General features: G+C 71.2%; 17 protein-coding genes and 1 tRNA gene. 8 read left to right on the forward strand and 10 right to left on the reverse strand.

What is annotated here, in order from left to right:
* Window positions 1–15: 15 nt before the first annotated feature.
* The 3 genes from WMF36_RS20285 to WMF36_RS20295 all read right to left on the reverse strand — a co-directional run bounded on the left by WMF36_RS20285 (window position 16) and on the right by WMF36_RS20295 (window position 3,030).
* Window positions 16–663 (reverse strand): hypothetical protein, encoded by a 648-nt coding sequence (locus WMF36_RS20285; RefSeq protein WP_437581268.1) that lies wholly within the window; start codon window positions 661–663, stop codon window positions 16–18.
* Between the two features lie 65 nt (window positions 664–728).
* Entirely contained in the window at window positions 729–2,531 is a 1,803-nt protein-coding gene (gene lepA, locus WMF36_RS20290) for a translation elongation factor 4 (RefSeq protein WP_437581269.1), read from the reverse strand.
* Window positions 2,532–2,820: 289 nt separating this feature from the next.
* Window positions 2,821–3,030 carry a ribbon-helix-helix domain-containing protein gene (locus WMF36_RS20295; protein ID WP_437581270.1) on the reverse strand — a complete coding sequence of 70 codons (210 nt, stop codon included), beginning with the start codon at window positions 3,028–3,030 and terminating at the stop codon, window positions 2,821–2,823.
* A 293-nt stretch (window positions 3,031–3,323) separates the two neighbouring features.
* Here WMF36_RS20295 and WMF36_RS20300 point away from each other — a divergent pair, with 293 nt between their 5' ends.
* The 3 genes from WMF36_RS20300 (at window position 3,324) to WMF36_RS20310 (ending at window position 6,382) form a co-directional block, all read left to right on the forward strand.
* Window positions 3,324–4,091 carry a hypothetical protein gene (locus WMF36_RS20300; protein WP_437581271.1) on the forward strand — a complete coding sequence of 256 codons (768 nt, stop codon included), beginning with the start codon at window positions 3,324–3,326 and terminating at the stop codon, window positions 4,089–4,091.
* Between the two features lies 1 nt (window position 4,092).
* Window positions 4,093–4,869, forward strand: a complete 777-nt coding sequence (locus tag WMF36_RS20305; RefSeq protein ID WP_437581272.1) for a hypothetical protein — start codon at window positions 4,093–4,095, stop codon at window positions 4,867–4,869.
* A 244-nt stretch (window positions 4,870–5,113) separates the two neighbouring features.
* Window positions 5,114–6,382, forward strand: a complete 1,269-nt coding sequence (locus WMF36_RS20310; protein WP_437581273.1) for a pseudouridine synthase — start codon at window positions 5,114–5,116, stop codon at window positions 6,380–6,382.
* Here WMF36_RS20310 and WMF36_RS20315 read toward each other — a convergent pair.
* A complete protein-coding gene (locus WMF36_RS20315) occupies window positions 6,294–7,457 on the reverse strand; it encodes an AAA family ATPase (protein ID WP_020736536.1) in 1,164 nt (387 codons plus the stop codon). The two genes, WMF36_RS20310 and WMF36_RS20315, sit on opposite strands and share 89 nt — an antisense overlap.
* A gap of 163 nt (window positions 7,458–7,620) precedes the next feature.
* Window positions 7,621–7,695: transfer RNA gene (locus WMF36_RS20320), tRNA-Gly, on the reverse strand.
* A 414-nt stretch (window positions 7,696–8,109) separates the two neighbouring features.
* Between WMF36_RS20320 and WMF36_RS20325 the strand changes: the two genes are divergently transcribed.
* On the forward strand, window positions 8,110–9,339 hold the full coding sequence (locus tag WMF36_RS20325; RefSeq protein WP_437581274.1) for an FHA domain-containing protein: 1,230 nt from the start codon (window positions 8,110–8,112) through the stop codon (window positions 9,337–9,339).
* A 107-nt stretch (window positions 9,340–9,446) separates the two neighbouring features.
* On the opposite strand, the gene amrB is transcribed toward WMF36_RS20325, so the two are convergent.
* Window positions 9,447–10,715: an AmmeMemoRadiSam system protein B gene (amrB, locus tag WMF36_RS20330; RefSeq protein ID WP_437581275.1), complete on the reverse strand. Its 1,269-nt coding sequence runs from the start codon at window positions 10,713–10,715 to the stop codon at window positions 9,447–9,449.
* A gap of 275 nt (window positions 10,716–10,990) precedes the next feature.
* Here amrB and WMF36_RS20335 point away from each other — a divergent pair, with 275 nt between their 5' ends.
* The gene (locus tag WMF36_RS20335; protein ID WP_437581276.1) at window positions 10,991–11,593 is read left to right on the forward strand and encodes a YkgJ family cysteine cluster protein; all 603 of its coding nucleotides are present in this window, start codon (window positions 10,991–10,993) and stop codon (window positions 11,591–11,593) included.
* Window positions 11,594–11,602: 9 nt separating this feature from the next.
* On the opposite strand, the gene WMF36_RS20340 is transcribed toward WMF36_RS20335, so the two are convergent.
* Window positions 11,603–13,777, reverse strand: coding sequence for a RelA/SpoT family protein (locus WMF36_RS20340; protein ID WP_437581277.1), 2,175 nt, complete (start codon window positions 13,775–13,777; stop codon window positions 11,603–11,605).
* 289 nt (window positions 13,778–14,066) lie between these two features.
* Between WMF36_RS20340 and hemW the strand changes: the two genes are divergently transcribed.
* Together hemW and WMF36_RS20350 are read left to right on the forward strand one after the other, a co-directional pair.
* Window positions 14,067–15,311 carry a radical SAM family heme chaperone HemW gene (hemW, locus tag WMF36_RS20345; protein ID WP_437581278.1) on the forward strand — a complete coding sequence of 415 codons (1,245 nt, stop codon included), beginning with the start codon at window positions 14,067–14,069 and terminating at the stop codon, window positions 15,309–15,311.
* Window positions 15,312–15,396: 85 nt separating this feature from the next.
* Window positions 15,397–16,338 carry a pyridoxal-phosphate dependent enzyme gene (locus tag WMF36_RS20350; RefSeq protein WP_437581279.1) on the forward strand — a complete coding sequence of 314 codons (942 nt, stop codon included), beginning with the start codon at window positions 15,397–15,399 and terminating at the stop codon, window positions 16,336–16,338.
* A 53-nt stretch (window positions 16,339–16,391) separates the two neighbouring features.
* Here the strand turns inward: WMF36_RS20350 and WMF36_RS20355 are convergent, their stop codons facing one another.
* A complete protein-coding gene (locus tag WMF36_RS20355; protein ID WP_437581280.1) occupies window positions 16,392–17,156 on the reverse strand; it encodes a carbon-nitrogen hydrolase family protein in 765 nt (254 codons plus the stop codon).
* A 109-nt stretch (window positions 17,157–17,265) separates the two neighbouring features.
* On the reverse strand, window positions 17,266–17,685 hold the full coding sequence (locus WMF36_RS20360; RefSeq protein WP_437493192.1) for a response regulator: 420 nt from the start codon (window positions 17,683–17,685) through the stop codon (window positions 17,266–17,268).
* A gap of 293 nt (window positions 17,686–17,978) precedes the next feature.
* On the opposite strand from WMF36_RS20360, the gene WMF36_RS20365 reads away from it, so the two are divergent.
* Entirely contained in the window at window positions 17,979–22,397 is a 4,419-nt protein-coding gene (locus WMF36_RS20365) for a protein kinase domain-containing protein (RefSeq protein ID WP_437581281.1), read from the forward strand.
* A gap of 78 nt (window positions 22,398–22,475) precedes the next feature.
* Here the strand turns inward: WMF36_RS20365 and WMF36_RS20370 are convergent, their stop codons facing one another.
* Complete coding sequence (locus tag WMF36_RS20370; RefSeq protein WP_437581282.1) at window positions 22,476–23,666, reverse strand: hypothetical protein; 1,191 nt, start codon at window positions 23,664–23,666, stop codon at window positions 22,476–22,478.
* Window positions 23,667–23,971 lie beyond the last annotated feature (305 nt).

Genomic DNA, 23,971 nt, shown 5'->3' on the forward strand with positions numbered 1-23,971 from the left:
CAGCCCATACCACGCTCAGCGCCGCGGCGCTGCGTGGCACAGAACGTCGTTCGGATCTCGCGTCGACTGGTGGCACTCCCACAGGGCGTCGTGGCAGGAGACGACGAGGACCCCCGCGTCGTACGCCTCCTGGAGAGACGAGCCTGCCCGCTGCGCCAGCAGGTTCGACGGGGTGCGCTCGGTGCACCCCTTGCCCATGTCGACCTCGATCTTTCTGTTCCCCTTGGCCGGCTTCACGGGGCTCGGCGGGGTCTTGCCTTTGTCCGCGGTGCGCACCGCCGTGGCGAGCTTCGGCAGGATCCGCTCGAGGTAGGCCTTGTCCACGAGGGGATCGGTCGGCTGCGGCGACACCATGGCGAGCGTGTACTGGATCGCCATCATCTGCTGTTCGGCCGGGGCGCTCGGCTGGATCGGCCCGCTCGACCCCATCGGGACCGGCCGCGGCGGCATCTCTCGCTTCGCGGTCTCCGTGGCCGCGGGGGTCGCCGCGGCGCTCTGGGCCGGCGCGGCGCTCGGCGCAGCCGGCGGCGTGAGAGCTGAGGCGGACGCCCCCGGCGCCTGGGCGCGCGGATCGTCGCACGCGAGGACGGCGAAGCCGAGGGCAAGGGCGAGGACAGGGTGCACCGCGCGGCGATCGCGCGAGCGGACGAGGGCGGGCTGCATGGGCGGCTTATACGGGCGGGGGGCGCCCGCCGCCACGCCGGCGTGCCGGCGGCGCCCCGCGCGCCTCAGTCGATCTTCAGGATGGCGAGGAACGCCTCCTGCGGGATCTCGACGCTCCCGACCATCTTCATCCGCTTCTTGCCCTCCTTCTGCTTCTCGAGGAGCTTGCGCTTCCGGCTGATGTCGCCGCCGTAGCACTTGGCGGTCACGTCCTTGCGCATCGCCTTCACGGTCGTCCGCGCGATGATCTTCGACCCGATCGCCGCCTGGATCGCGACCTCGTACTGCTGGCGCGGCACGATGTCCTTGAGCTTCACGGCGAGGTCCCGGCCCCGGGCGTAGGCCTTGTCCCGGTGCACGATGACGCTCAGGGCGTCGAGCGGATCGCCGTTCACCATCATGTCGAGCTTGATGAGCTCGTCGGCGCGGTACCCGACGAGCTCGTAGTCCATCGACGCGTAGCCGCGCGACACGCTCTTCAGCTTGTCGTGGAAGTCGAAGAGCACCTCGCTGAGGGGCATGTCGTAGGTGATGATCACGCGGTCGGACGAGGCGTACTGGATCGACTTCTGCTCCCCGCGCCGCTCCTGGCACAGGGCGAGGACGGCGCCGACGTACGTCGACGGCACGTGGACGGTCATCCGGAAGATCGGCTCCTCGATGCGCTCGATGAGGTTCGGCGGCGGGAGCTTCGCCGGGTTCTCGATCGACTTCATCGAGCCGTCGCTCAGGAAGCAGTGATAGACGACGCTCGGCGCGGTCGTGATGAGGTCGAGGTTGTACTCGCGCTCGAGCCGCTCCTGGATGATCTCCATGTGGAGCAGGCCGAGGAAGCCGCACCGGAAGCCGAACCCGAGCGCCTCGGACGTGTCGGGCTCGAAGACGAACGCCGCGTCGTTCATGTGGAGCTTCGACAGGGCGTCCCGGAGGTCCTCGTACTGGGCCGAGTCCGTCGGGAAGATCCCGGCGAAGACCATCGGCTTGACCTCTTTGAAGCCGGGCAGCGCGACCGTCGCGGGGTGGACCGCGTCGGTCACCGTGTCGCCGATCTTTGTGTCGACCACGCTCTTGATGTTGCCGACGAGGAAGCCGACCTCCCCTGGCCCGAGCTCGGTGATGGCGGCCGCGTGGGGCGTGAACACGCCCATCTCCGTGAGCTCGTAGTCGCGGCCGGTCGCCATGAAGCGGATCTTCTGCCCCTTGCGGAGGACGCCGTCGACCACGCGCACCATGACGACCGCGCCGCGGTAGCTGTCGTACCAGCTGTCGAAGATGAGGGCGCGGGGCGCCGCGTTCAGGTCGCCCTTCGGCGCGGGGATGCGCTCGACCACCGCCTCGAGGATCTCCGCGATGCCGATCCCCGTCTTGGCGCTGGCGGGGATGGCGCCGGAGCAGTCGAGGCCGATGACGTCCTCGATCTCGCGGGTCGTCCGCTCGACGTCGGCCGAGGGGAGGTCGATCTTGTTGAGGACCGGGATGATCGCGAGGTTATTGTCGAGGGCGAGGAAGACATTGGCGAGGGTCTGCGCCTCGACGCCCTGGGTGGCATCGACGACGAGCAGCGCCCCCTCGCACGCCTGGAGGCTGCGCGAGACCTCGTAGTTGAAGTCGACGTGCCCGGGCGTATCGATGAGGTGGAGCCGGTAGGTCTGCCCGTCCTTCGCGGTGTAATCGAGCCGGACGGTCTGGGCCTTGATCGTGATCCCCCGCTCGCGCTCGAGGTCCATCTTGTCGAGGAACTGCTCCTTCTGCTCGCGGGCGGTGAGCGCCCCGGTCACGTCGAGGATGCGGTCGGCGAGCGTGGACTTGCCGTGATCGATGTGGGCGATGATGGAGAAGTTGCGGATGAGCTTGGAGTCAACGGGCATAGCGAGCTTCAGGGCGCGGCGACCTGACCAGCGTTAGCGGCCGCAGCGCGCGGCCTCGACCGAGATGCGAAAGGAGCGGACCTGAGGCCCGTGCCCCCTCCGGGAACCGAGCCGCAGCGCGCGGCGCTGCGGGCGCCGAGGGAAATGGTGGACCGCGGCGTGCCTGCTCCTAGCGCGAGCAGCGCCGCGAAGCTATCCGCCCGGACAGCGCGCGGCGTCCAGGCACATGCCCTCCCTCGGCCTCCCGGGTGCTTCCCAAACCCGGAGGCGCGCCAGCCTCCAGCCTGGGTCATTTCTTCGGGATCGGCGGCGGGGGAGCCGGCGTGCTCTCCAGGGACATCTGCCCCGGCAGCACGTGCTCGTAGTGCTTGAGGAGCATGTCGATCCCTTCGCGGATATAGACCGCGATCGGGACCTTGGTGCGTTCGTGCAGGATCTTCAGCCGCTCGGCCTGCTCCGGCGTGATGTAGATGGTCGTCGAGACTTTCTTCCGCGACATGTCACGCCCGGGAGGGTAAACCCGCCAGTCTCGATGGGTACGACTGACAAGACGTTACCCTAGATGCCGGTACGTATGATGTCAATCGGAATGGCGCTGTCGCTCGGCGGGGCGCGGTCGTTCATCCCGCACGCATCCCGCACGCGGGCCGGCGGGGTCATCTCCCGTGGCCTTCTTGATGTGCGCACGGACGGCGGTCTAGACTGCCGCCGAAGCTGGTCCGCGTCGGGACGGCTCGCCCGGCGCGTCGAGCTTTGTCCCGAAAGTCCCGGGCCCGCCGGAGGAATCTCTTGATGACGCGATTCCCGCTCACCTGGCCGTCGCCCAGGTGCTTGCTCGTGGCCCTGATGACCGCTGCCGTCGCCTCCTGCGCGTCCTCGACGCCGGCGCCTTCGAGCGCGAAGAGCTCCACCGGCGAGCGGGACACGGCGGTCGTCCACGAGCCCTGCGAGAAGGACTCCGCCTCTGCGCAGAAGGTCGATGTGAACGGCGACCGGATGCCCGACATCATCCACGTGAAGAAGGACGGCCGGGAGGTCTGCCGGGTCGTCGACCTGAACCTGGACGGCGCGATCGACGCCTTCATCTACTACGACGGCAACGGGGTCGAGCGCCGGCGCGAGTCGGACTTCGATCGCGATGGGCGCGCCGACGAGATCGCGCACTACGAGCGCGGCGCCGTCGTGCTGAAGGAGCGCGAGACCAACTTCGACGACAAGCTCGACACCTGGGACTACTACGAGGGGCCGCGCCTCGCGCGCCGCGAGCGCGACTCCGACGGCGATGGAATCATCGACCAGTGGTGGCAGTTCAACAACCCGAACGACCCGAGGTGCGCGGTCGTATCCACCGATCAGAACACCGACGGCAAGCCCGACCCGAACAGCGTGGTTGATCTCTGCGCCGAGTCGTACGGCGCGCCGAAGGCGATCCCCCCGCCTCCTCCGGGCAGCGCGTCGACCCCGGCCGGCGCCGCCCCGGCGACGAACGCCGCGCCCGCGAGCGCCGCGCCCGCCCCCGCCAACGCCGCGAGCCAGCCGGCCGACAAGAAGGGACCGTGACATGAGGAGACAGGCGCTCATCGCGCTCGCCGCGCTCGGCTTGCTCGGCGCGGCGTGCGGATCGGATCCGGGGTTCGAGGGCGCGAAGGCGCCGAAGGTGGAGGCGGCCCGCAACGCCGACGGCAGCATCGACGATCGCTCGATGTGCGACTGGAAGGGCAGACAGGATCGCGAGGCGAGCGAGACCGCGGGGCCGGGCGCGATCCAGCCCAACGTGCGGCGCGTCTGGCAGATCGTGGGCACCGGCGAGGACCGCCACCGGGCGCTCGTCTGCCGCGAGATCGACACAAACTTCGACGGGGTGAAGGACGTCGTCCGCAAGTACAACGACAAGGGCGAGAGCCTGCACGAGGAGTCCGACTCGAACTACGACGGCCGGATCGACACCTGGCTCACGTTCGCCAGCGGGAGGCTGGCCGAGGTGAAGATCGACTCCGATCGCGACGGCAACCCCGATGAGTGGAAGTACTACGGCGGCGGCAAGCTCGCGCGCATCAAGCGGGACACGAACCGCGACGGCAAGCCGGACGTCTGGGAGATCTACCGCATGGGCCGGCTCGAGCGGATGGGCGTGGACATCGACGCCGACGAGCGGGTCGATCGGTGGGACCATGACAACGAGGTGAAGCGCCGCGTCGAGGAAGACGAGCGCAAGAAGGAAGAGGAGGCCGCTGCGGCGGCCGCGAAGAAGGCCGCGGAGGATCAGTCCGCCGCGGACAAGGCGAACGCGGCCGCGGGCGGCAGCGGGAGCGCGGATCCCCCCAAGGACAAGAAATAGCGCGCGCCTCCTCCGACCGAGTGGAGGTCGATCTCGCCCGCCCGGCCCCGCCCGCGTCCTGCTCGCCCCGGTGCTCCTGCCGCCGCAGGCGCTCGCCGCGGCGGACATGCGGGCGCGCCGGCGTCGGCGTCGGCCTCGGGCCTGAGGAGAGCGCGGCACCAACGTTGGTCGACGCGGCGCGAGGGGCGTGCTTATCAGAGCCGCCGGCCGGCAGCGCAGCGTCGGCGTAGGTCCCGAGCACACCATGGAAGAACGTCTGCAGAAGATCATCGCGCGCGCCGGCGTGGCCTCACGCAGGTCGGCCGAGGAGCTCATCCTCGCCGGGCGGGTACGCGTGAACGGCCACGTCGTGACCGAGCTCGGCGTGAAGGCCGACCGGCAGAAGGACCGGATCGAGGTCGATGGCAAGCGCCTCGTCTCCGAGGCGCCGGTCTACGTGGCCCTGCACAAGCCGCGGAACGTCGTCTCGACCTTGAGCGATCCCGAGGGGCGCCCGACGGTCGCCGACTACGTGCGCGGCACCGGCGCGCGGCTCTACCCCGTGGGTCGGCTCGACTTCGCTACCAGCGGGATCCTGCTCATGACGAACGACGGCGACTTCGCCAACGCGCTGCTCCATCCGCGCGGCGGCGTGCCGAAGACGTACGTGCTGAAGGTCCAGGGGACCATGAGCGACGACGACCTCACGCCGTGGCGCGAGGGCATCCGCCTGGAGGACGGCGTCACGCTGCCGGCCGAAGCGCGGCTGCTCCGCCGCGAGGGCGACAAGACGTGGATCGAGGTGACCCTCCGCGAGGGCCGCAACCAGCAGATCCGGCGCATGGGCGAGGCGAGCGGTTGGCCCGTGATGCGCCTGGCCCGAACGACGTTCGCCGGCGTGACCTCGGAAGGGCTCCGGCCCGGAGAGTGGCGCGCCTTGAAGGTGGACGAGCTCATCCACATCCGCGAGTCGTTCGGCGTGCCCAAGCGCATCCGTGGCGCGATGATGGGCGCGTCGTCCGGACCGGTCGACCATCGCCGCACAGCGGGCTTGGCCCGGTCGACCGCGAAGGCGTCGCCTCGACCTGCGCCGGAGGCCGGCGGCCCGGCCGCGCGCAGCCGCGGGCCCGCTGGGCCGAGGGCTCGCACGAGGACCAGCGCCGACGTCCCGAGCGCATCCGGTCCGGCCCCCGCTGGGCCGAGGGCTCGCTCCAGGACCAGCGCCGACGTCCCGAGCGCATCCGGTCCGGCCCCCGCTGGGCCGAGGGCTCGCTCCAGGACCAGCGCCACCGCGCCGACAGGGCCCGGCCCGGCCCCCGCTGGGCCGAGGGCTCGCTCCAGGACCAGCGCCACCGCGCCGACGGCGCCCGGCCCGGCCCCCGCTGGGCCGAGGGCTCGCTCCAGGACCAGCGCCACCGCGCCGACAGCGCCCGGCCCGGCCCCCGCTAGATCTGCGCGAAACGCCCGCTCCGAAACGAAGCCTCGAGCAGCTGAGACACGCGCGCCTCGAGCTCGCGGGCGCGGGCGTCGTTGATGCCGGCAAGCGCCTGCTTGATCTCGCCGAGCGCCTTCAGCTGACTGAACAGCTGCACGTCACCGAGCGCGGCGCCGCCCGTGAGGATCTGCCGGATGCGGTCGATCTCCGCGGCGAGCGCCTCCACCCCGACGCCGAGCGCGCCGACGCGGCGGCGATCCGGGTGCTCGCGGAAGAACGCCTCCAGCACCGGCTGCACGATCCCCTCGAGGATCGCCGCCTGATCCTGGTTGTTCCAGATGTGTTTGAGCACGAAGAAGTCGCTCGCGTCCGTGGTCTGACGGCCGTCGAGGTAGGCGCTGGCGGCGAAGAGCTTGAGCATCTTCACGACCCGGCGGTCGGAGAGCGATATCCCCTCGGCGCGGATCTGGAAGACCAGTCCCTTGTAGGCCGAGAGGAACGCGTCGCCGAAGTTCATCCGCGCGCCGAACCCCCGGCCGAGCTCGGCGAGCTCGCGCGCCGCGACGAGCGGGCGGAGCGGCTCGCCGGCCATGTGCCGGATCTCCTGCTGGATGCCGCGCTGGAGCAGCTCGCTGAAGTGGTAGGCGTCGAGGTTGTCGGACTGCACGCGCAGGAGGAAGCGGTCGAAGATCGCTGTCAGCGTCTCGTCGCCCGGCACCTCGTTCGAGGCCGCAAAGACGCTGATGAGCGGGCAGCGGATCACCTGCCCGCCGCTCGAGAACTTGCGCTCGTTCAGCAGCGTGAGCAGCGCGTTCAGGATGGCGCTGTTCGACTTGAAGACCTCGTCGAGGAAGACGATCTCCGCCTCGGGGAGCATTCCCGACGTGTTCCGGCGGTAGACGCCCTCGCGGAAAGCGCCGATGTCGACCGGACCGAAGATCTCGTTCGGCTCGGTGAAGCGCGTGAGCAGGTACTCGAAGTACTGGGCCTGCATCAGCTCGGCGAGCGTGCGGATGAGCGCGCTCTTCGCGGTCCCAGGCGGGCCGAGGAGCACGCAATGCTCCCCCGCGACGACCGCGATCATGAGCAGGCGGATGATCTCGTCCTTGCCCAGGAACTGCCGCTCGAGGCTGTGGGCAAGCAGGCGCAGGCGCTCGTGGAGCGGAGCGGACATGAGGCGAATCCTCGTATCACAGGCCCGCCGCCCGGCGCATCGATCGCCGTAGCGCCCCGTGCGTTCCCGCGGCGCCCGCACGCCGGGCAGTGGAACAAAAACACAGAGGCCGGTGGGTCGCACCGGCCTCGCTGGTCTGCTCGCTGTTGCAGAGCCTATCTCGTGGAGCGGGAGACGGGATTTGAACCCGCGACGTCAACCTTGGCAAGGTTGCACTCTACCACTGAGTTACTCCCGCAGATGTCAATCGCCTGTTTCAGGAAATCATCATCTGATGGCGCTTGTCAGAGAATTCCTGATTCGCGCCGGGTCATCACCGGAGGGCGTCTCCGTCGATGCGTGGCGGATGAGTACCAATCGGCGTGACCAGAGTCAAGCTCTCAAGAACAAAACCTTAAAACTTCCGTCGCCGGCAGGTTGCACGGCCGCTCTGGTCGAGTATTGTGTGGCCATTGCGAGCGAGGGGGCTCGCCAAGCAGCACCGCGCTACGGTGCCGCTCACAAAAGCCTTCGCGTTCGCGACAGCGGCACCGTGTGGCGTGCTCTTACATCATAAGGGTGCCCGCCGCTCGGCGCGCTCTTGGTTGGCCTGGGTCGACCAGGCGGGTCCTTTGGACTTGGGGGGAGCATGAACGAACAGACTGCTTTGCGAGTGGACGTTGCGGAGACGCCGGCACCGGTCCTTCAGAAGGAGTACCGGTCCGGAGTCCACGCCAAGCGACAGGACGATGATGGAGGGTGGGGGCTCGTCCTGATCGGTCTCGACGCCCCGCCGCGGATCGTGAGCCTCATGGACGGCGCCGTGATCGGCAGCGCCGCGCGCGACGGGCGCATCGAGGGGAGCGGTATCGCGCCGGAGCACGCCAAGATCAGCGTCCGCTCGGACGGTTGTTACATCGAGGACATGGATACCCACGACGGCACGTGGGTGAACGGCGTCCGCGCCCGGCGCATCGGCGTGATGCACGGCGACGTGGTGCGCCTCGGCCAGCAGCTCGCGATCTTCGTGGAGCGGCACCTCGCGCTGTACGACGGCGCGCCGTCGCGGCTCGGGCCGCTCGTGTTCGGCTCGAAGCAGCGCAAGGACTGGATCGACCCGGTGATGAAGCTGGTGCAGTCGGGCTCCAGCGTCTGCATCGAGGGCGCGCCCGGGGTCGGCAAGCGCACGCTGGCCCGCCTCGCGGCCGCGGTGCGCGAGGGCCTGGGGGAGACCCTGGTCGTCGACGGCGGCGCCGAGACCAAGCCGGTCATCCCGCCGGGCGCGCGGCCGATGACCTGGCTCGTCCTCGACGCCGATCGCCTGCCGCGCCCGCAACAGCTGGAGATCGCGCACTCGGTCGGCCGCTCGAACGGCGTCAGCATCATCGCGACGACGGGGCAGCCGCTCGATCGGGCGGCCGGCGACGGGCGCGTGGCGCCGTGGTTCGCGTCGCTCTTCTCCGGCAAGCGGATCACGATCCCGACGCTCGAGATGCGGCGCGAGGACGTGCCGCTCATCGTGCGCGACATCGCGGAGCGCAACGCGATCGGCCTCGATCGCTTCACCCCGCAGCTCCTGGAGGCGCTCGTCCGCGCCGGCTGGCCGGGCGGCGTGCCGCAGCTCGAGTCCGCCATCGTGACGGCGGCCCAGGCCTCGCCGGACGGCCCGCTCTCCGTCACGCCGATCGCGGGCTCGCTCGCGCGCGGCCCGCGCGTGAAGCCGAACCTCCCGCCGGCGACGGATCCGTCGCTCGCGCGCGCCCGCCTCGAGGACGCCCTCGCCCGGGCCAACGGCTCCGTCGCGTCGGCAGCGCGCGCCCTGGGCATGTCGCGGCAGGCGATCTACCGCGAGGCCGACCGGCTCGGCCTCGACATCGCGCGCCGCAGGGTCCCGCGCGGCTGAGCTGATCGCCGCCTCACGCCCGGGAGCCTCGCGGCGCGCCAGCGCCGCCAGGGGCTCTCGGCGCGCCTCATGACGAAGCGCGGCGCGCGCCGGGCAGGCGCGTACCTTCAGCCGTAGAATCCAAGAGACGTGTGGCTGACGATCGATCCCTCCTCGGGGTCGATGCACTGCTCGTAGTTCAGCAGCTCTCCGCGCGACGACGGCGGGAGCGCGCGGAGCAACGTGTAGATGGGGCCGAGGCCGCAGACGCGACGGGTGCCGAGGTCCTCTGCGACGTCGGCGAAGAAGCTCGGCGGATCGACCGACGTTGCGCGCTCGATCGAGGCGAGATCGCGATCGCGCAGCGCCATCCGCTGGCGCTCGCCGAGCGGCGCGGGGTCGCCGAAGCGCGGACCGACGTGGGCGAGGTCTGCCCCTGCGATCACGAGGACGCGGCCGGGGCGCCTCGCCAGGGCGTCGCGGAGCGACGTCAGGAACGACTCGGCGCCGTCGTCCTGCGCGGGGTCGCGGCGCCGCGCCTGGCACTCCGAGAGGCCGCAGAGGATGGGCACGATCGACGCCGCGCGGTCGCCGAGGAGGTGCCGGACGAACACGGCCTGGAACTCGATCGAGTGCTCGTTCTTGTGCAGGTACTGATCCTCATGCACGTCGAAGCGGCTCGCGGCCGCGAGCTCCGCGATCATCTCGCGATCCGGATCGAGCGGGCCGAGCGGCGTCGCGAACGTCTTCTCGCAGACGGCATACGGGCGCCGCATCGGGGCGTGCGACGTCCCGAGCAGAACGAAGATGTCGACCTTCTCCAGCCCCGGCGCCGCCAGCGCCTGTTCCAGCGCGGCGTAGGCGTGCCCGTAGCCCGCCGCGGCGCGCCAGAGGTCCATGTGCGGCGCGCAGAGCCCGACCATGCGCTTCGGCGCGCCCTGCGCCGCGGCGGCGCGCGTCGCTCCGCCCTGCGGCCGCGCGCCCCGGAGACACTGGCGCTCGATGAAATCGGCGAGCCTCAGCCGATCGCCGTGGTACGCGCCGCCCGCGTGGGCAGCCATCCGGATCGGCGACGCGTCGAACGACCGCACGACCGTCCGCCGGCGCGCGTGGAACCGCGGGCTGTCGAGCATCCACGCGCGTTCCAGCTCGTCGGCCAGCTGCGCCACGTGGGCGGCATCCACCTGCTGGCCCGTCGACCGGGAGACGTCGCGCGCGATCTCGTCGACCGATCGCCGCCCGTCGAAGCGCGCGAGCACCGCGGAGCTCGCGGCGGGCACGACGACGGTGGACGGCGCGATGCCCTCTGTGTCGCGCAGCATCAGCGCGCGGCCGTGGCGCTCATCCTGGATGACGATGACCTCCAGAGCTCGGAGCTTCGGGCGCAGGGACGACATCTATCGCGAGGATAGCGCGTGCGCGCCCGCCGCCCAGCATGCAGCCTCGCGCGCCCTGCCGCAGCGCCGACGGCCCCCTCGGTCGCAGGGGGCAGCTCGTTCCGGAACGGACCGCGCTGGTGCCACGCGTCAGAGCTCCCATCAGGATCGCGGATTGCCGCTTCGCGGCGGAGCAGCGTGGCACTAGGCTCGTTCCTCGGGATCCGCCCCGCTCCGCCCCCGCCGCGCGCCGACCACCGTCGTGCGCGCGGACGCACGAGAGCTCGCCCTGACGAATGCGCCGCACCGCGACCCCTGAGCCGCACGCCCGTGAAGCCGACCTGCTCGCCGAGCTCTCGGCCGTGTACCGCGAGGCGGAGGATGTCTTCCACGGCTGGACCTGCCAGGCCTCGACCGAGTGCTGCCGGTTCGGCGTCACGGGTCGCGAGCCGTATGTGACGTCCATCGAGCTCGCCGCCGTCCGGCGCGCGATCGCGGCCCGTGGCGGCCCGCGGGCGCTTCAGGGAATCGTGCGAGCCAGCGGGACCGGAGCGCCCGAGCAGCCCTCGTCCGCCGGTGAGCCGAGCCGTCGGCGCGCGCTGCCGCAAGCCTCGGAGCGGCGGTGTCCGATGCTCACCGACGCTGGCCGCTGCGCGATCTACGCCGCGAGGCCGCTCGGGTGCCGCACGTTCTTCTGCGATCGCGCCACCGCCGGATCCCCGGTGCGCCACCACGACGTGACCCGGCTCGTCCGCAAGGTGCAGGAGGTCGCGGCGCGGCACGAGCCGGGCGGCGACCTCGGCCGCCCGCTCACCCGCGCGCTCGCGGACGCCGGTCCAGGCGCCGGGGGTGGACCGCCCAGGACGAGCAGCGCGGCGCGCGCTCGCCGCGGTCGCTGACGCGCCGGCTCAGGTCCGCTCGACGGCCATCACGCCGGGGATCCGCTGCAGGTGCCGGATGACGCTCTTCAGCTGCGCGAGGTCGGAGCAGAGGAAGGTGAACGTGTTCATCGCCCGGCCATCGTCGCCCGCCCGACAGGTCGCCTCGCTGATGTTGATGCCCTGCTCGTGGAACGTATGGCCCACCGTCGCGAGGATGCCCGGCCGGTTCGCCGTCATCACCTTGATCTGCACCGGGCGGTTGATCTTCGCGCGCGAGTCCCACGAGATCTCCACGCGTCGCTCCGGGTCCGTGTCGAACGCCTTGGCGCAGTTGCGGCGGTGGACCGTGATGCCGCGGCCGCGCGTGATGAACCCGACGATCTCGTCGCCGGGGAGCGGGTTACAGCACTTCGTGTAGCGAACGAGGACATCGTCGATGCCGTTCAGGCGGATGCCGTGGCTGTCGCGCCCCGTGACCTTGCGGACGAGCGACTCGATGCGCCCCTCCTTGATCGACTCGGGCGGCGGCGTCGGGGTGCCCTTCTCGTTCTCCTTGGGGGTGGGCGCGAGGAACTCGCACACCGCGCGGACGCTCACCTTGCCGTAGCCGACCGCGATGAACAGCTCGTCGGCCGAGGAGACGCCGAACCGCTCCATGACCTTGCGCAGCTCGGCCTCGTTCTTGGTGAGGCGGCTCAGGCTCATGCTCCGCTGGTGCATCTCCTTCTCGAGGAGCTCGCGGCCGAGCTTGAGCGACTTCTCTCGCTGCTCCGTGCGCAGGTAGTTGCGGATCTTGGAGCGCGCGCGGCTGGTCGAGACGTAGTCGAGCCAGTCCTTCGAGGGGTGCTGGCTCGGGTTGGTCATCACCTCGACGACGTCGCCGTTCCGGAGCTTCGAGCGGAGCGGGACGATGGCGCCGTTGACCCGCGCCCCCGAGCAGTGATCGCCGACCTTCGTGTGGATCGCGTAGGCGAAGTCGATCGGTGTCGAGCCGCGGGGGAAGACGCGTACGTCCCCCTTCGGCGTGAAGACGTACACCTCGTCCTGGAACAGGTCGACCTTGACGCTCTCGAGGAACTCGGCCGGGTCCTTGAGCTCCTTCTGGAACTCCATCAGCTGGCGGAGCCAGCCGAACCGCGCGGCGTCCTTCGGGTCGATGCCGCCGGAGTTGTTCTCCTTGTACTTCCAGTGCGCGGCGATGCCCTGCTCCGCCACGCGGTGCATCTCGTGGGTGCGGATCTGGATCTCGATCCGCTCGCGCCCAGGTCCGATGACCGTCGTGTGCAGCGACTGGTACATGTTCGGCTTGGGCAGCGCGACGTAATCCTTGAAGCGGCCGGGGACCGGGGTCCACTGCGAGTGGATGACGCCGAGCGTCGCGTAGCAGTCGGCGACCGACTCGACGAGCACGCGGAACGCGATGACGTCGTAGACCTGATCGAAATCGCACTGCTGCGCCTGCATCTTGCGCCAGATCGAGTAGAGGTGCTTCGCGCGGCCGGTGACGTCGACCGCGAAGCCCTGCTCCGCGAGCTTGCCCGCGAGCACCTTCGAGACCTCGTGGATGTACTTGTCGCGCTCCTTCGCGGTCGTCTTGACCTTCTGCGAGAGGTCCCCCCAGGCCTCCGGCTCGACGTACCTGAACGACAGGTCCTCGAGCTCGCTCTTGAAGCGCGCGATGCCGAGGCGGTTCGCGAGCGGGGCGTAGATCTCCATCGTCTCCCGGGCGATCCGGTCCTGCGCCTCGGGCTTCATGAACTCGAGGGTTCGCATGTTGTCGAGGCGGTCGCACAGCTTCACGAGGAGCACGCGAATGTCGCGCGCCATCGCCACGAGCATCTTGCGGAAGTTCTCGGCTTGCCGGTCTTCCTTGGAGGCGAAGTTGATCTTCGAGAGCTTCGTCACACCGTCGACGAGGAACGCCACCTCCTGGCCGAAGCTGTTCTCGATGTCGGTGGTCGTCGCGAGGGTGTCCTCGACGACGTCGTGAAGGAGCCCGGCGCAGACGCTCGCCGTGTCCAGCTTGAGCTCGGTGATGATCGCGGCGACGCTCGCCGGGTGGGAGAAATACGGGTCGCCGCTCTTGCGGGTCTGCCCCCTGTGAGCGTCAGAGCTGTAGGCGTAAGCCCGGGCGATGAGATCGACGTCTGCAGCGGGCTGATAGGTCCGAACGCGATCGACAAGCTCCGTCAACGTCAGCATGAAGAGTTCGGCGGGCGCATTGCGCCCCCTCCCTTTCGCACGCTAACACCGCGATCTAGACCCCGCAATTGTGTCACCATGCGCGTGCCCGGCGCCGTGCTGCGCGCCGCCGATCCATTCTCGTTTCTCGTTCTCGTGTTGGTTGCCTCAGCCGCGTCCGTCGCCTCGGTCGCGCCGGCTGCGCCGGTCGCCTCCACCACATCGGTTGCGTCGGCTGTTCGTCGCGTCTGTCGCGTCCGTCACGTTCGTCACGTCCTTCACGTTCGTTGCATCGATTGCATCCGTTTTCATGGATTACATGGAGCCGATCACCGCCTACGTCCACTTCCCGTGGTGCCTCAAGAAGTGTCCCTACTGCGACTTCGTCTCTTTCGCGAAAGCGCGGGAGGCGATCGACCACCGCGGCTATGCCGACGCCGTGCTGGCCGAGCTCCGGAAGCGAGCGGATGCGCTGGGCGAGCGCGAGCTGCGGAGCGTGTTCTTCGGCGGCGGGACGCCGTCCCTGTGGGAGCCGGAGGAGATGGGCAGGGTGCTGTCCGCCATCACCGCGGCCGCCGGCCGGCTCTCGCCAGACATCGAGGTGACCGTCGAGTGCAATCCGACCTCGCTCGATGAGCAGCGAGCCCGAGCGTTCCGAGCGATCGGGGTCAACCGACTGAGCGTCGGCGTTCAGGGGCTCGACGTGGAACGCCTCCGGTTCCTCGGGCGCCTGCACGACCCAGACGGCGGGCTCGGCGCGCTCTCAGCGGCGCTCCGGTCCGGGATGCCGCGCGTGAGCGGCGACCTCATCTACGGTGTCGCGGTAGGGACGGCCGATGAAGCACGAGAGCAACGCCCCGAGCACGCCGCCGCCGAGGCGCGCGCGGTGGCCTCGACAGGGGTGACCCACGTCTCGGCGTACAGCCTCACCGTCGAGCCCGGCACCTCGTTCGGAGAGCTGGCGCGGCGCGGGCGCCTGCCGCTCGCCGGAGACGAAGGGGTCGCGGACACGTTCTTCGCGATCGACGAGGCGCTCGAGGCAGCGGGGCTCGCCCACTACGAGATCTCGAACTACGCGAAGCCGGGCCACGAGGCGCGCCATAACCTCGGGTACTGGCAAGGCATCGATTACGTCGGGCTTGGGTGCGCCGCCTACGGGACCGTGTCGCGCCCGGATCCGCGCTGGGGCCTGCGCTCGGCGGGCGCGGAGGGCAGCGGCGAGGCGCTCGCGGTCCGGTACCGGAACGTCGTGAGCCCGGACCGGTACATGGCCGTGATGGCCGAGGGCGGCGAGACGATCCCCGTGGAGAGCGACGAACGGCTCGACCCAGAGACGCGCCTGTCCGAGCGGATCATGCTCGGGCTCAGGCTGCGCGAGGGGTTCGATCTGGAGGCCGCCGCGGCGGCGCTCGGCGTGGCGGCATGGCCCGCCGCGCGACGGCGGGCCGCGGAGCGGCTCGAGCGCGCCGGCCGCCTCGAGGTGGCCGGCGGGCGGCTCAGCGTCCCGCGGGCCGCCTGGGTCTTCACCGACGGCATCGCGGCCGACCTGTTCTGACGCCGCGATCGCGGGCGCGCGATGCGCGATGCGCGATTCGCTCACGGTGGACGTCGGGCGCAGACCGCGCTCCGATGCTCGTCCCATGCGCCCCCTGCCGACGATCGAGGACATCCGTGGCGCCGCCGCGCGCCTCGCGCCGCACGCCCACGTGACCCCCGTCATGACCAGCCGGACGATCGACGGCATCGCGGGAGCGCGCGTGTTCTTCAAGTGCGAGAACCTCCAGCGGGTCGGGGCGTTCAAGTTCCGCGGGGCGTGCAACGCGGTCCTGTCCCTCCCGGACGAGGAGGCACGGCGCGGCGTCGCGACCCACTCGTCGGGCAACCACGCCGCCGCGCTCGCGCTCGCCGCCCGCATCCGCGGCATCGCCGCGCACATCGTCATGCCCTCGAGCGCGCCCGCCGTGAAGCGCGCGGCCGTGGAGGGCTACGGCGCCCGGATCGTGACCTGCGCCCCCACGCTCCGGTCGCGCGAGGAGGCGCTCGCCAGCGTGCTGTCCGAGACGGGCGCCATCCTGGTCCACCCGTACAACGACGCGCGCGTCATCGCCGGCCAGGGCACGGCCGCGCTGGAGCTGGCGAGCCAGGTGGAGGACCTCGACGCCGTGGTCGCACCCGTCGGCGGCGGCGGGCTGCTCTCGGGCACCGCCATCGCGATCAGCTCGCTGCCCCACACGCGCACGATCGGCGCCGAGCCCGAGGCGGCGGACGACGCGGCGCGATCGCTGCGCCAGGGGACCCTCCTGCCCTCGAACGACCCGACCACGATCGCGGACGGCCTCCGCACCTCGCTCGGCGAGCTCACCTTTGCGGTCCTGCGCGAGCGCGGGGTCGAGATCGTCACCGTGGGCGAAGAGGACATCGTCAAGGCGATGCGCGTCGTCTGGGAGCGGATGAAGATCCTCATCGAGCCGAGCTCGGCGGTCCCTGTGGCGGCGGTCCTGCTGCGCAAGGTCCAGGGAGCGCGGATCGGCGTCATCCTGAGCGGGGGAAACGTCGACCTGAGCCGGCTCCCGTTCATCTGAGCGCGATCGCGCACGCGGTGCCGCGCGGGCGCACCGGCGCTCCCCGGGCTCCCTCAGCTGCCGCGCCGGTCCTGCGCGAGGCCCAGGGCGGCGCGCACGACGCTCGGCCCCGGACCGGGCGGCGCCACCGCGATCGACCGCCCCTGCGCGTCGAGGATGCGCGATCCGCCCTGGCCGCCCAGCGCGGGGCGGGACGGCCCCCAGTTCGCGTTCACGATCGCGATGCGATGACGCCGAGCGAGGGGGGGCAGGAGCTCGGCGCGCGCATCCCCCTCCCCGGGCGGATCGACCCAGGCCGTCGGGAAGACCAGCAGATCGGCCTCGTCGAGCGCCTCGCCCGCGTCCTCGGAGAGGAAATGGATGTCGAAGCAGATCGCGACCGCCACCTTCACGCCGAGCAGATCGAGGACCGGGGACCCTAGATCGCCCGGAGCCGCCCAGCGCTCTGGAAACCACGGGTGACGCTTGCGGTAGTGGCCGACGCGCCGCCCGGCGCCGTCGAAGACGAGCAGGCTGTTGTAGAAGCGACCCCGGCTCTCCTCGACGAGCGGGCCCGCCAGCGCGATCCCGTGCTTGCGCGCGAGCTCGGCGAGCCGCTGCGCGGACTCGCCGTCGAGCGGCTCCGCGAAGCGGCGCAGATCGCTGTCGCCCCTCGGCGAGAGATAGCCCGTGAGGATGAGCTCGGGCAGCAGCACGAGCTCGGCCCCGGCCAGCGCGGGCGAGCCGAGGAGACCGTCGATCTCCGCGAGCGCGCCCCGCCGATCGCCGAAGCGCTGCGGCAGCTCGAGCGCGACCACATCGAGGGAGCGGGCGCTCACCGGGATCGGCCGGCGCCCCCGCGCCGCGACCGGGAGCCCGCGCTGACCGGCGGCGATCCTGTCAACTCGCCCTGGACAGCGCGCCGAAGAGCCACCGGACGCGCTCGGCTCAGCGGAGGTTCCGCGTCACGTTGAGCTGGTGCAGGCTCACCGCCAGGTCGACCTGGCGGCGCAGATCCGAGGCGATCCAGGGCTTCGTGATGATCCGGAACATCGCGCTCTCCCGGGAAATCTTCTGGATCTGCTCCACATCGGTCGGCGCGCAGACGAGCACCGGCACGTAGCTCAGCCCCTGCCGGCGCAGCTCGCGCAGGAGCGCGAGCCCGCTGAAATGAGGCATGCGGTAGTCCGCGACGACCACGGAGGGCGGCTCCTTCACCGCCGCTGCCAGCGCGCGGCGCGGATCGCCGAAGGTGCGAACCTGGTAGCCGGAGCGGAGCGCCCGCTCCATGAGGTCGAGGTTGCTCTCCTCGTCGTCGACGGCGTAGAGGAGCGTTCCTTGGCCCCGACCACTCGAAGGTGGCGGCATGCTGCCGGAATGCGGGGCATTGCCCATCAAGCGCGAGGGTATCAGACCTCGTCCTCCCGCACCACGCGCTCAAGCCGAAGTAATCCCGGTTGCCTGAATCACCCCCAGCGCAAGACGGCGAAGCACGCTCGCCACGGTACGGTAGAGGGGGGGCGCCTCCGAGATCCGGCCAGGTCCCCACCCTCGCTGCCTCGGCCGCCGCGGCCGGCCTCGGGCCGCGCGAGCGATCAACCTGGGCCGGGAGCAGCGTTCACGATCCACTCCGGCGGCGTTCGGCTGTAAGAGATCAAGAGATGTCCGCTCGCGATGGATTGCTCGAGGTCGGCGCGCTCGTGGACGGCCGGTATCAGGTGCTCGGCCATCTCGGCAGCGGCGGTCATAGCGTCGTCTACGACGCGCGCCAGATCGTGACCACCCAGCGCGTGGCGCTCAAGCTGCTGCGGCCCGAGGTGCTGCGGCGCTCGCGCGAATCCAGCTCGCAGGAGGCGCGCTTCGAGCGGGAGATGCAGGTCATCGCCCAGATGAGCCACCCGAACATCGTCCGGCTCCTCGACGCCGGGCGCCTGCCCGAAGGTGAGCTCTACCTGGCGCTGGAGTACGTCGACGGCGAGACGCTGACCGCGCGCTGCCAGCGCACGAAGGGGATCGAGCCGAACGAGGCGAAGCGGCTGATGCTCCAGGTGCTCGACGCGATCGGCTTCGCGCACGAGCGCGGCGTCGTGCACCGCGACCTCAAGCCGCACAACATCATGGTCGCCGGCACAGGCAAGCGGACGCTCGTCAAGGTGCTCGACTTCGGCATCGCCGCGCTCATCGGCGAGGCGCGCTCCGCCGACTACCGCGCGCTCACGCCCACCGGCGAGTTCAACGGGACCCCGGCCTACATGGCCCCGGAGCAGCTCGTGCAGGCCACCCCGACCACGGCGGCGGACATCTACGCATGGGGGCTCACCTTTCTCGAGTGCCTGATCGGCGCGCCCGTGATGCACGAGGCGACGGTCGCCGAGGTCATCTTCCGCCAGCTGAGCCCCGAGCCGGTGCCCATCCCCCGCGCGCTCCGCGGCCACCCCCTCGGCGCGCTGCTCGAGCACGCGACCGCCAAGTCGCCGGCGCACCGCTTCCGGTCCGCCCGCGAGGCCTTCGAGCTGCTGGAGGACTGCGACGTGTCGACGATCCCGTGGCCGCTGCCGCGCGACAAGGAGCGCGGCGGCTCGCCGGAGCAGCGGGCGATCGCGACGCGCGCGGTGCACCCGGCCGAGGCGGAGCAGGAGACGCAGCTCGTGCCCTCCGAGCCCGAGCCGCCGCCGGGCACGCAGCGCAGGTCTCCCGAGCAGCAGCGGCAGGACGAGCGGCTCGGCGCAGCGCCCACGCTCGCGATCCCGGGCCGCAGCTTCGCGCCCGCCGAGCCGCCGGCGAGGCCGATCCGCAACGCGTCGATCCAGCTCGACACCGCCGAGAGCCCGCAGACGGCTCCGAAGCTCAGTTTCCGCCCGAGCGTCCCGCCCGGGACGCGCCCGGTGACCCTCACCGGCCGCGGCGAGCGCCGCCAGCTCACCGTGCTGGTCTGCGGGCTCGCCAGCGCCGAGCGCATCGCGGACACGGTCGACAGCGAGGCGTTCCACGAGCTCGTGCAGATGTACCAGGCCGCGTGCGCGCAGGTGATCGGGGCGCAGGAGGGGGTGTTCCTCCGCTCGCCCGGCGAGGAGACGATCGCCTACTTTGGCCACCCCGTGGCGAAGGAGGACGACGCCCTCCGCGCCGTGCAGGCGGCGCTCGATCTTGTCGAGCACATGTCCCATCTGAACGCGCGGGAGCTCGTGTCCTTGCCCCTGTCGGTGCAGGTCGGCGTGCACACCGGGATCGTCGTCGTGGCGGACAGCGACGCCGTGCCGTCGCTCGCCGGCCCGACCCTGAACGCCGCGACGCAGCTGAAGGCCCACGCCGAGCCGGGCACGGTGCTCGTCAGCCGCGCCACGCAGAAGCTCATCGAGGGCTATTACTACGTGGACGCGCTCGGCGAGATCAGCCCGAAGGGCGCGCGCCAGCCGCTCGAGGTCTTCGCGGTGCACGGGCGCACGACCGCGCGGGACCGGCTCGACGCGAGGATGCACCAGGGGCTCACCCCGCTCGTCGGGCGGGACAGCGAGCTCGACGAGCTCGCGGCCCGGTGGGCGCGGGCCGCAGACGGCGCCGGGCAGGTCGTGCTGATGACGGGCGAGGCCGGCATCGGCAAATCGCGGAGCGTGCGCGCCTTCCGCAACCGGCTGGCGGGGACGCCGCACCTCTGGCTCGAGGCGCGCTGCTCGCCGCAGCTCCAGAACAGCGCGTTCTATCCGGTGATCGAGCTGCTCAACGCGCTGCTCGCGGGCGACCGCGACCGCGCGAGCACGCTGAGCGGCTCGGCCGCGGCGCCGAGCGAGCGCGGCGCGGCGCTGGAGCAGGGCGGAGGCCGGCTCGCCCGGCTGGAGCAGCTGCTCGCCGAGGCGGAGGCGGGGCCGCTCGCCGTGCCGCTGCTCGCCGCGCTGCTGTCGATCCCGACCGAGGGGCGCCACGCCGCGCCGGCGCTCACCCCGCAGCGCCAGCGGCAGGAGACCATCGCCTCGCTCCTGCAGCTCTTCCTCGGGCTCGCCGATCGGCAGCCGCTCGTGCTCACGGCCGAGGACCTGCACTGGGCCGATCCGTCGACCCTGGAGCTGCTCGGCCGGCTGATCGACGAGGGGAGGCCGTCGCCGCTGCTGCTGCTCCTGACGGCGCGCCCCACGTTCACGCCGCCGTGGCCGCTGCGATCGCACTTCACCCAGATCTACCTCGCCCCGCTCAGCGCCGAGCGGATGCAGGCGCTCATCCAGCAGCTGGCCGGCGCCTACGCCACGAGCGGCGGGTCGGCCATCCAGGCCCCCCCGCTTCCGGACGAGATGATCCGGACGCTCGCCGAGCGCAGCGACGGCGTCCCGCTGTTCGCCGAGGAGCTCACGCGCATGATCCTCGAGTCGGCCTCCGCCAGGGCGGCCGCAGGCGAGTCGGCCGGCACGCCGAGCGCCTCGCGCGGGTGGATGGGCACGCTCGAGATCCCGACCACCCTCCAGCACTCGCTGACGTCGCGCCTCGACCGCCTCGGCCCGGCGAAGGAGGTCGCGCAGCTCGGCGCGGTGTTCGGCCGATCGTTCGGCTACGAGGCGCTCGAGCTCTGCGCGGGCGGCGCGGGCGGCGAGCCGCTCCTCATGGCGTCGAGCCCGGCGCCGCTGCGCGAGGCGCTCGCCCAGCTCGTCGACGCCGAGCTGCTCTTCCAGCGGGGGCGCCCCCCGCGCGCGACCTACACGTTCAAGCACGCGCTGGTGCAGGACGCGGCCTACCAGTCGCTGCTCCGCAGCACCCGGCAGGTGTACCACGCGCGCATCGCCGCCGTCCTCGCCGAGCGCTTCCCCGAGACGCCGCCCGAGCTGCTCGCGCACCACTACACCGAGGCCGCGCTGATCGGCCCCGCCATCGCCGCCTGGCAGCGCGCGGGGGAGGCCTCGCTCATCTCGTCCGCGCACGCCGAGGCGATAAGCCACCTCCGCCGCGGGATCGAGCTCCTCACGCAGCTGCCGGAGACGAAGGAGCGGACGCGCGACGAGATCACGCTGCAGACGACGCTCGGCGTCCCGCTGATGATCACGCGCGGCTACGCCGCCCCGGAGGTCGAGGCGGCGTACGCGCGCGCGCACGCGCTCTGCCGCGAGGCGGGCTCCTCGCCGCAGCTCTTCCCCGCGCTGTGGGGGCTCTGGATCTTCTTCCACGTCCGCGGCGATTATGCGCTGGCGGAGCAGCACGGCGAGCAGCTGCTCGCGCTCGCCGAGAGCACCGGCGACCCCGGCATCTCGCTGGGCGCTCACCAGGCGCTCGGCGCGACGCGCTTCCTCCGGGGGCACCTCCACGAGGCCCGCGAGCACTTCAACAAGGTGCTCTCGATGTACGACCCCGCGCGTCACCTGCCGCTCGCCTTCCTCTTCGGCCATGACGCCGCGGCGTTCTCGCTGTCGCACCTCGCCTGGATCTCGTTCCACCTCGGCGAGCCGGAGCGGGCCAAGGCCTCGATCGACGAGGCGATCGCGCTGTGCGAGGAGCTGAACCAGCCCGTGAGCCGCGGCTTCGTCGAGCACTTCGCCGCCGTGCTGTGCTGCCTGCTCGGCGATCTCGCCGGCGCGGAGGCGCACGCGCTCGTGCTCGGCAAGCTCTCCGAGGAGGTGGGCATGCCCCACTGGGCGGCGCTCAGCCAGATCGATCTCGGCTGGGCGACGGCGGCGCGCGCCGCGCAGGGGCCGGCCGGCGAGGCGGCGCGCGCGCGCCACGCAGAGGGCGCCGCGCGCATCCGCGGCGGACTGACGATGCTGATGAGCGTCGGCAGCCGCGTGTCGCTGACCTACTGGCGATCGGCGCTCATCGAGGCGGAGCTCGGCGCGGGCAACGTCGACGAGGCGAGCACGCTGCTCGACGACACGCTGGCCTTCGTCGACAAGAGCGACGAGCGCTACTTCGAGGCCGAGCTCTACCGCCTCGAGGGCGAGATCGCGCTCGCTCGCGGCACACCGACCGCCGCGGAGGCGCGGGCGCGCGCCGAGGCCGCCTTCCGGAAGGGGCACGAGATCGCCGAGCGGCAGGCCGCGCGCGGCCTGGTGACCCAGACGTTCGAGCGCCGCGGAGCGCGAGCCGATGCGGCGGGAGAGCGCTGAAGGAACCGTGAAGGGCAGCGCGCGCGGGACGGCGCGACGCGGCGGAGGGAGCTCCGGCAGGAGCGCCGACGCGCGGAGCTAGAGATCTCCGTGGATCGGCGTCGGCACCCGCCACGCGACGATCTCGGCGTGCTGCTCGCGGCTGAAGGGCCGCTCGAGGAGCCGCGGGCAGCACTGCCGCGAGCGGAACAGCTCGAGGATGTAGCTCATGCGCTCGTTCAGGGACGCCCAGTCCTCGGCGCCGCAGCCGTCCGTCGTCTGGTCGTGGGCGTCGTACTTGTGCAGGAGCTCGTACAGCTCGCGATCCTCGATGGTCGCGAGCTCCGCGCAATGGAGCGGCAGGCCGGGCGGCGCAGGCAGGTCGTGGCCGAGCTCGAGGATCTCGTCCGGGAAGCGCATGGTCATCATTGCCTTCGTCGCGATCAGCCGCCAGACCGCCTGCAGCTTCTCGATCCTGTCGAGGACCAAGGACTGAAGCGCCTCGGGCAGGTACCGACCGCGCGGGCCGACCGTGTCGATCGTGCAGCGGATGGGCGCGTTGAGCGCCCGCGCGATGTACGTCTGGAGCCGCACCTGCTCGTGCAGCCCGACGCGCGCGTTGGCGAGGAGGATGAGCTCCGCCTTCTTGTCCTGCTCGTCCGTGAGCATCGCCTCGTGGTAGTGCTCCATGGCGCTGCGGAGCAGCCCCTGCCCCCCCTGCGGAGACGGCCCCGACTGCAGCCCTTCGAGCAAGGCCGCGAGCTCGTCCTTCCCGGGTCGCGGGCAACCCCGATAGAGCTGGATCATGCGGGCGAACAGCGGCCCGAGCTCCCCGAACACCTTGAGGTTGCCGACGGCGATGGCCGAGCTCAGCTCGCCGAGGATCCGCTCCGGCAGCTCCATGAGCTCGACCCCTTGTTCCCACCAGGGCGCGATCAGCTCGATGGCGCTGATGCGCAGCGCGCTCCCTCGCACGGGCTCACCCAGGCCGCGCCCCCTCAGGATGCGCGGCAGGAGCGCCTCCCGCTCGTCCTCGTCCGAGAGGATCAGCCACCGGAGCACCGACGGCACCTCCTCGTTGCGGATGAACGTCCCTGCAGTCTTGGAGGCCCACGTGGCGAAGGAGCACCAGTGGGCGTTGCCCCCGCCGAGCAGCTTCACGAGCTCGGCGGAGAGCTCGTGGTAGCACTGCGTGATGAGCAGGTTGCGCAGCACCGGCTGGCCCTCCAGCGCGATGATCGCGTGCACCTGGTCGAGCAGCGAAGGCAGCTCGGACGTCTCGGCAGGCATCCCCCTCGCAGCGATCCGTGCCGAGCGTTCCACGACGCCGCTTCGCGTCACGCGAGGCGCCGGATGCGGCGCCTCCGCTGCCAACGAGGCCTCCGCTGCCAGCGAGAAGGAGGGCCGATAGGCAGTGTCCTGGAAATGTGCGGCGTGTTCGCTCGCTGCTACCGCGGACATCAGCGGCTTTGCAGGGGTCGTCATTCTCCCGTGCTATCTCCAATTGATGCCAGATGTCCATACCTGTCCATAAGTCCATGGTGAGAAGTGCGGGCTGGCACACCATGTTCTGTTCCAGACGCTGATAGCGTGCT

The sequence above is a fragment of the Sorangium sp. So ce887 genome (assembly GCF_051521455.1).
Lineage (GTDB): Bacteria > Myxococcota_A > Polyangia > Polyangiales > Polyangiaceae > Sorangium.

Excerpts from the sequence above, each read along its gene's own strand:
- WMF36_RS20285 (WP_437581268.1), bottom strand. The coding sequence starts at position 663 with ATGCAGCCCGCCCTCGTCCGCTCGCGCGATCGCCGCGCGGTGCACCCT.
- lepA (WP_437581269.1), bottom strand. The coding sequence starts at position 2,531 with ATGCCCGTTGACTCCAAGCTCATCCGCAACTTCTCCATCATCGCCCAC.
- WMF36_RS20295 (WP_437581270.1), bottom strand. The coding sequence starts at position 3,030 with ATGTCGCGGAAGAAAGTCTCGACGACCATCTACATCACGCCGGAGCAG.
- WMF36_RS20300 (WP_437581271.1), top strand. The coding sequence starts at position 3,324 with ATGACGCGATTCCCGCTCACCTGGCCGTCGCCCAGGTGCTTGCTCGTG.
- WMF36_RS20305 (WP_437581272.1), top strand. The coding sequence starts at position 4,093 with ATGAGGAGACAGGCGCTCATCGCGCTCGCCGCGCTCGGCTTGCTCGGC.
- WMF36_RS20310 (WP_437581273.1), top strand. The coding sequence starts at position 5,114 with ATGGAAGAACGTCTGCAGAAGATCATCGCGCGCGCCGGCGTGGCCTCA.
- WMF36_RS20315 (WP_020736536.1), bottom strand. The coding sequence starts at position 7,457 with ATGTCCGCTCCGCTCCACGAGCGCCTGCGCCTGCTTGCCCACAGCCTC.
- amrB (WP_437581275.1), bottom strand. The coding sequence starts at position 10,715 with ATGTCGTCCCTGCGCCCGAAGCTCCGAGCTCTGGAGGTCATCGTCATC.
- WMF36_RS20335 (WP_437581276.1), top strand. The coding sequence starts at position 10,991 with ATGCGCCGCACCGCGACCCCTGAGCCGCACGCCCGTGAAGCCGACCTG.
- WMF36_RS20340 (WP_437581277.1), bottom strand. The coding sequence starts at position 13,777 with ATGCTGACGTTGACGGAGCTTGTCGATCGCGTTCGGACCTATCAGCCC.
- hemW (WP_437581278.1), top strand. The coding sequence starts at position 14,067 with ATGGATTACATGGAGCCGATCACCGCCTACGTCCACTTCCCGTGGTGC.
- WMF36_RS20350 (WP_437581279.1), top strand. The coding sequence starts at position 15,397 with ATGCGCCCCCTGCCGACGATCGAGGACATCCGTGGCGCCGCCGCGCGC.
- WMF36_RS20360 (WP_437493192.1), bottom strand. The coding sequence starts at position 17,685 with ATGCCGCCACCTTCGAGTGGTCGGGGCCAAGGAACGCTCCTCTACGCC.
- WMF36_RS20365 (WP_437581281.1), top strand. The coding sequence starts at position 17,979 with ATGTCCGCTCGCGATGGATTGCTCGAGGTCGGCGCGCTCGTGGACGGC.
- WMF36_RS20370 (WP_437581282.1), bottom strand. The coding sequence starts at position 23,666 with ATGCCTGCCGAGACGTCCGAGCTGCCTTCGCTGCTCGACCAGGTGCAC.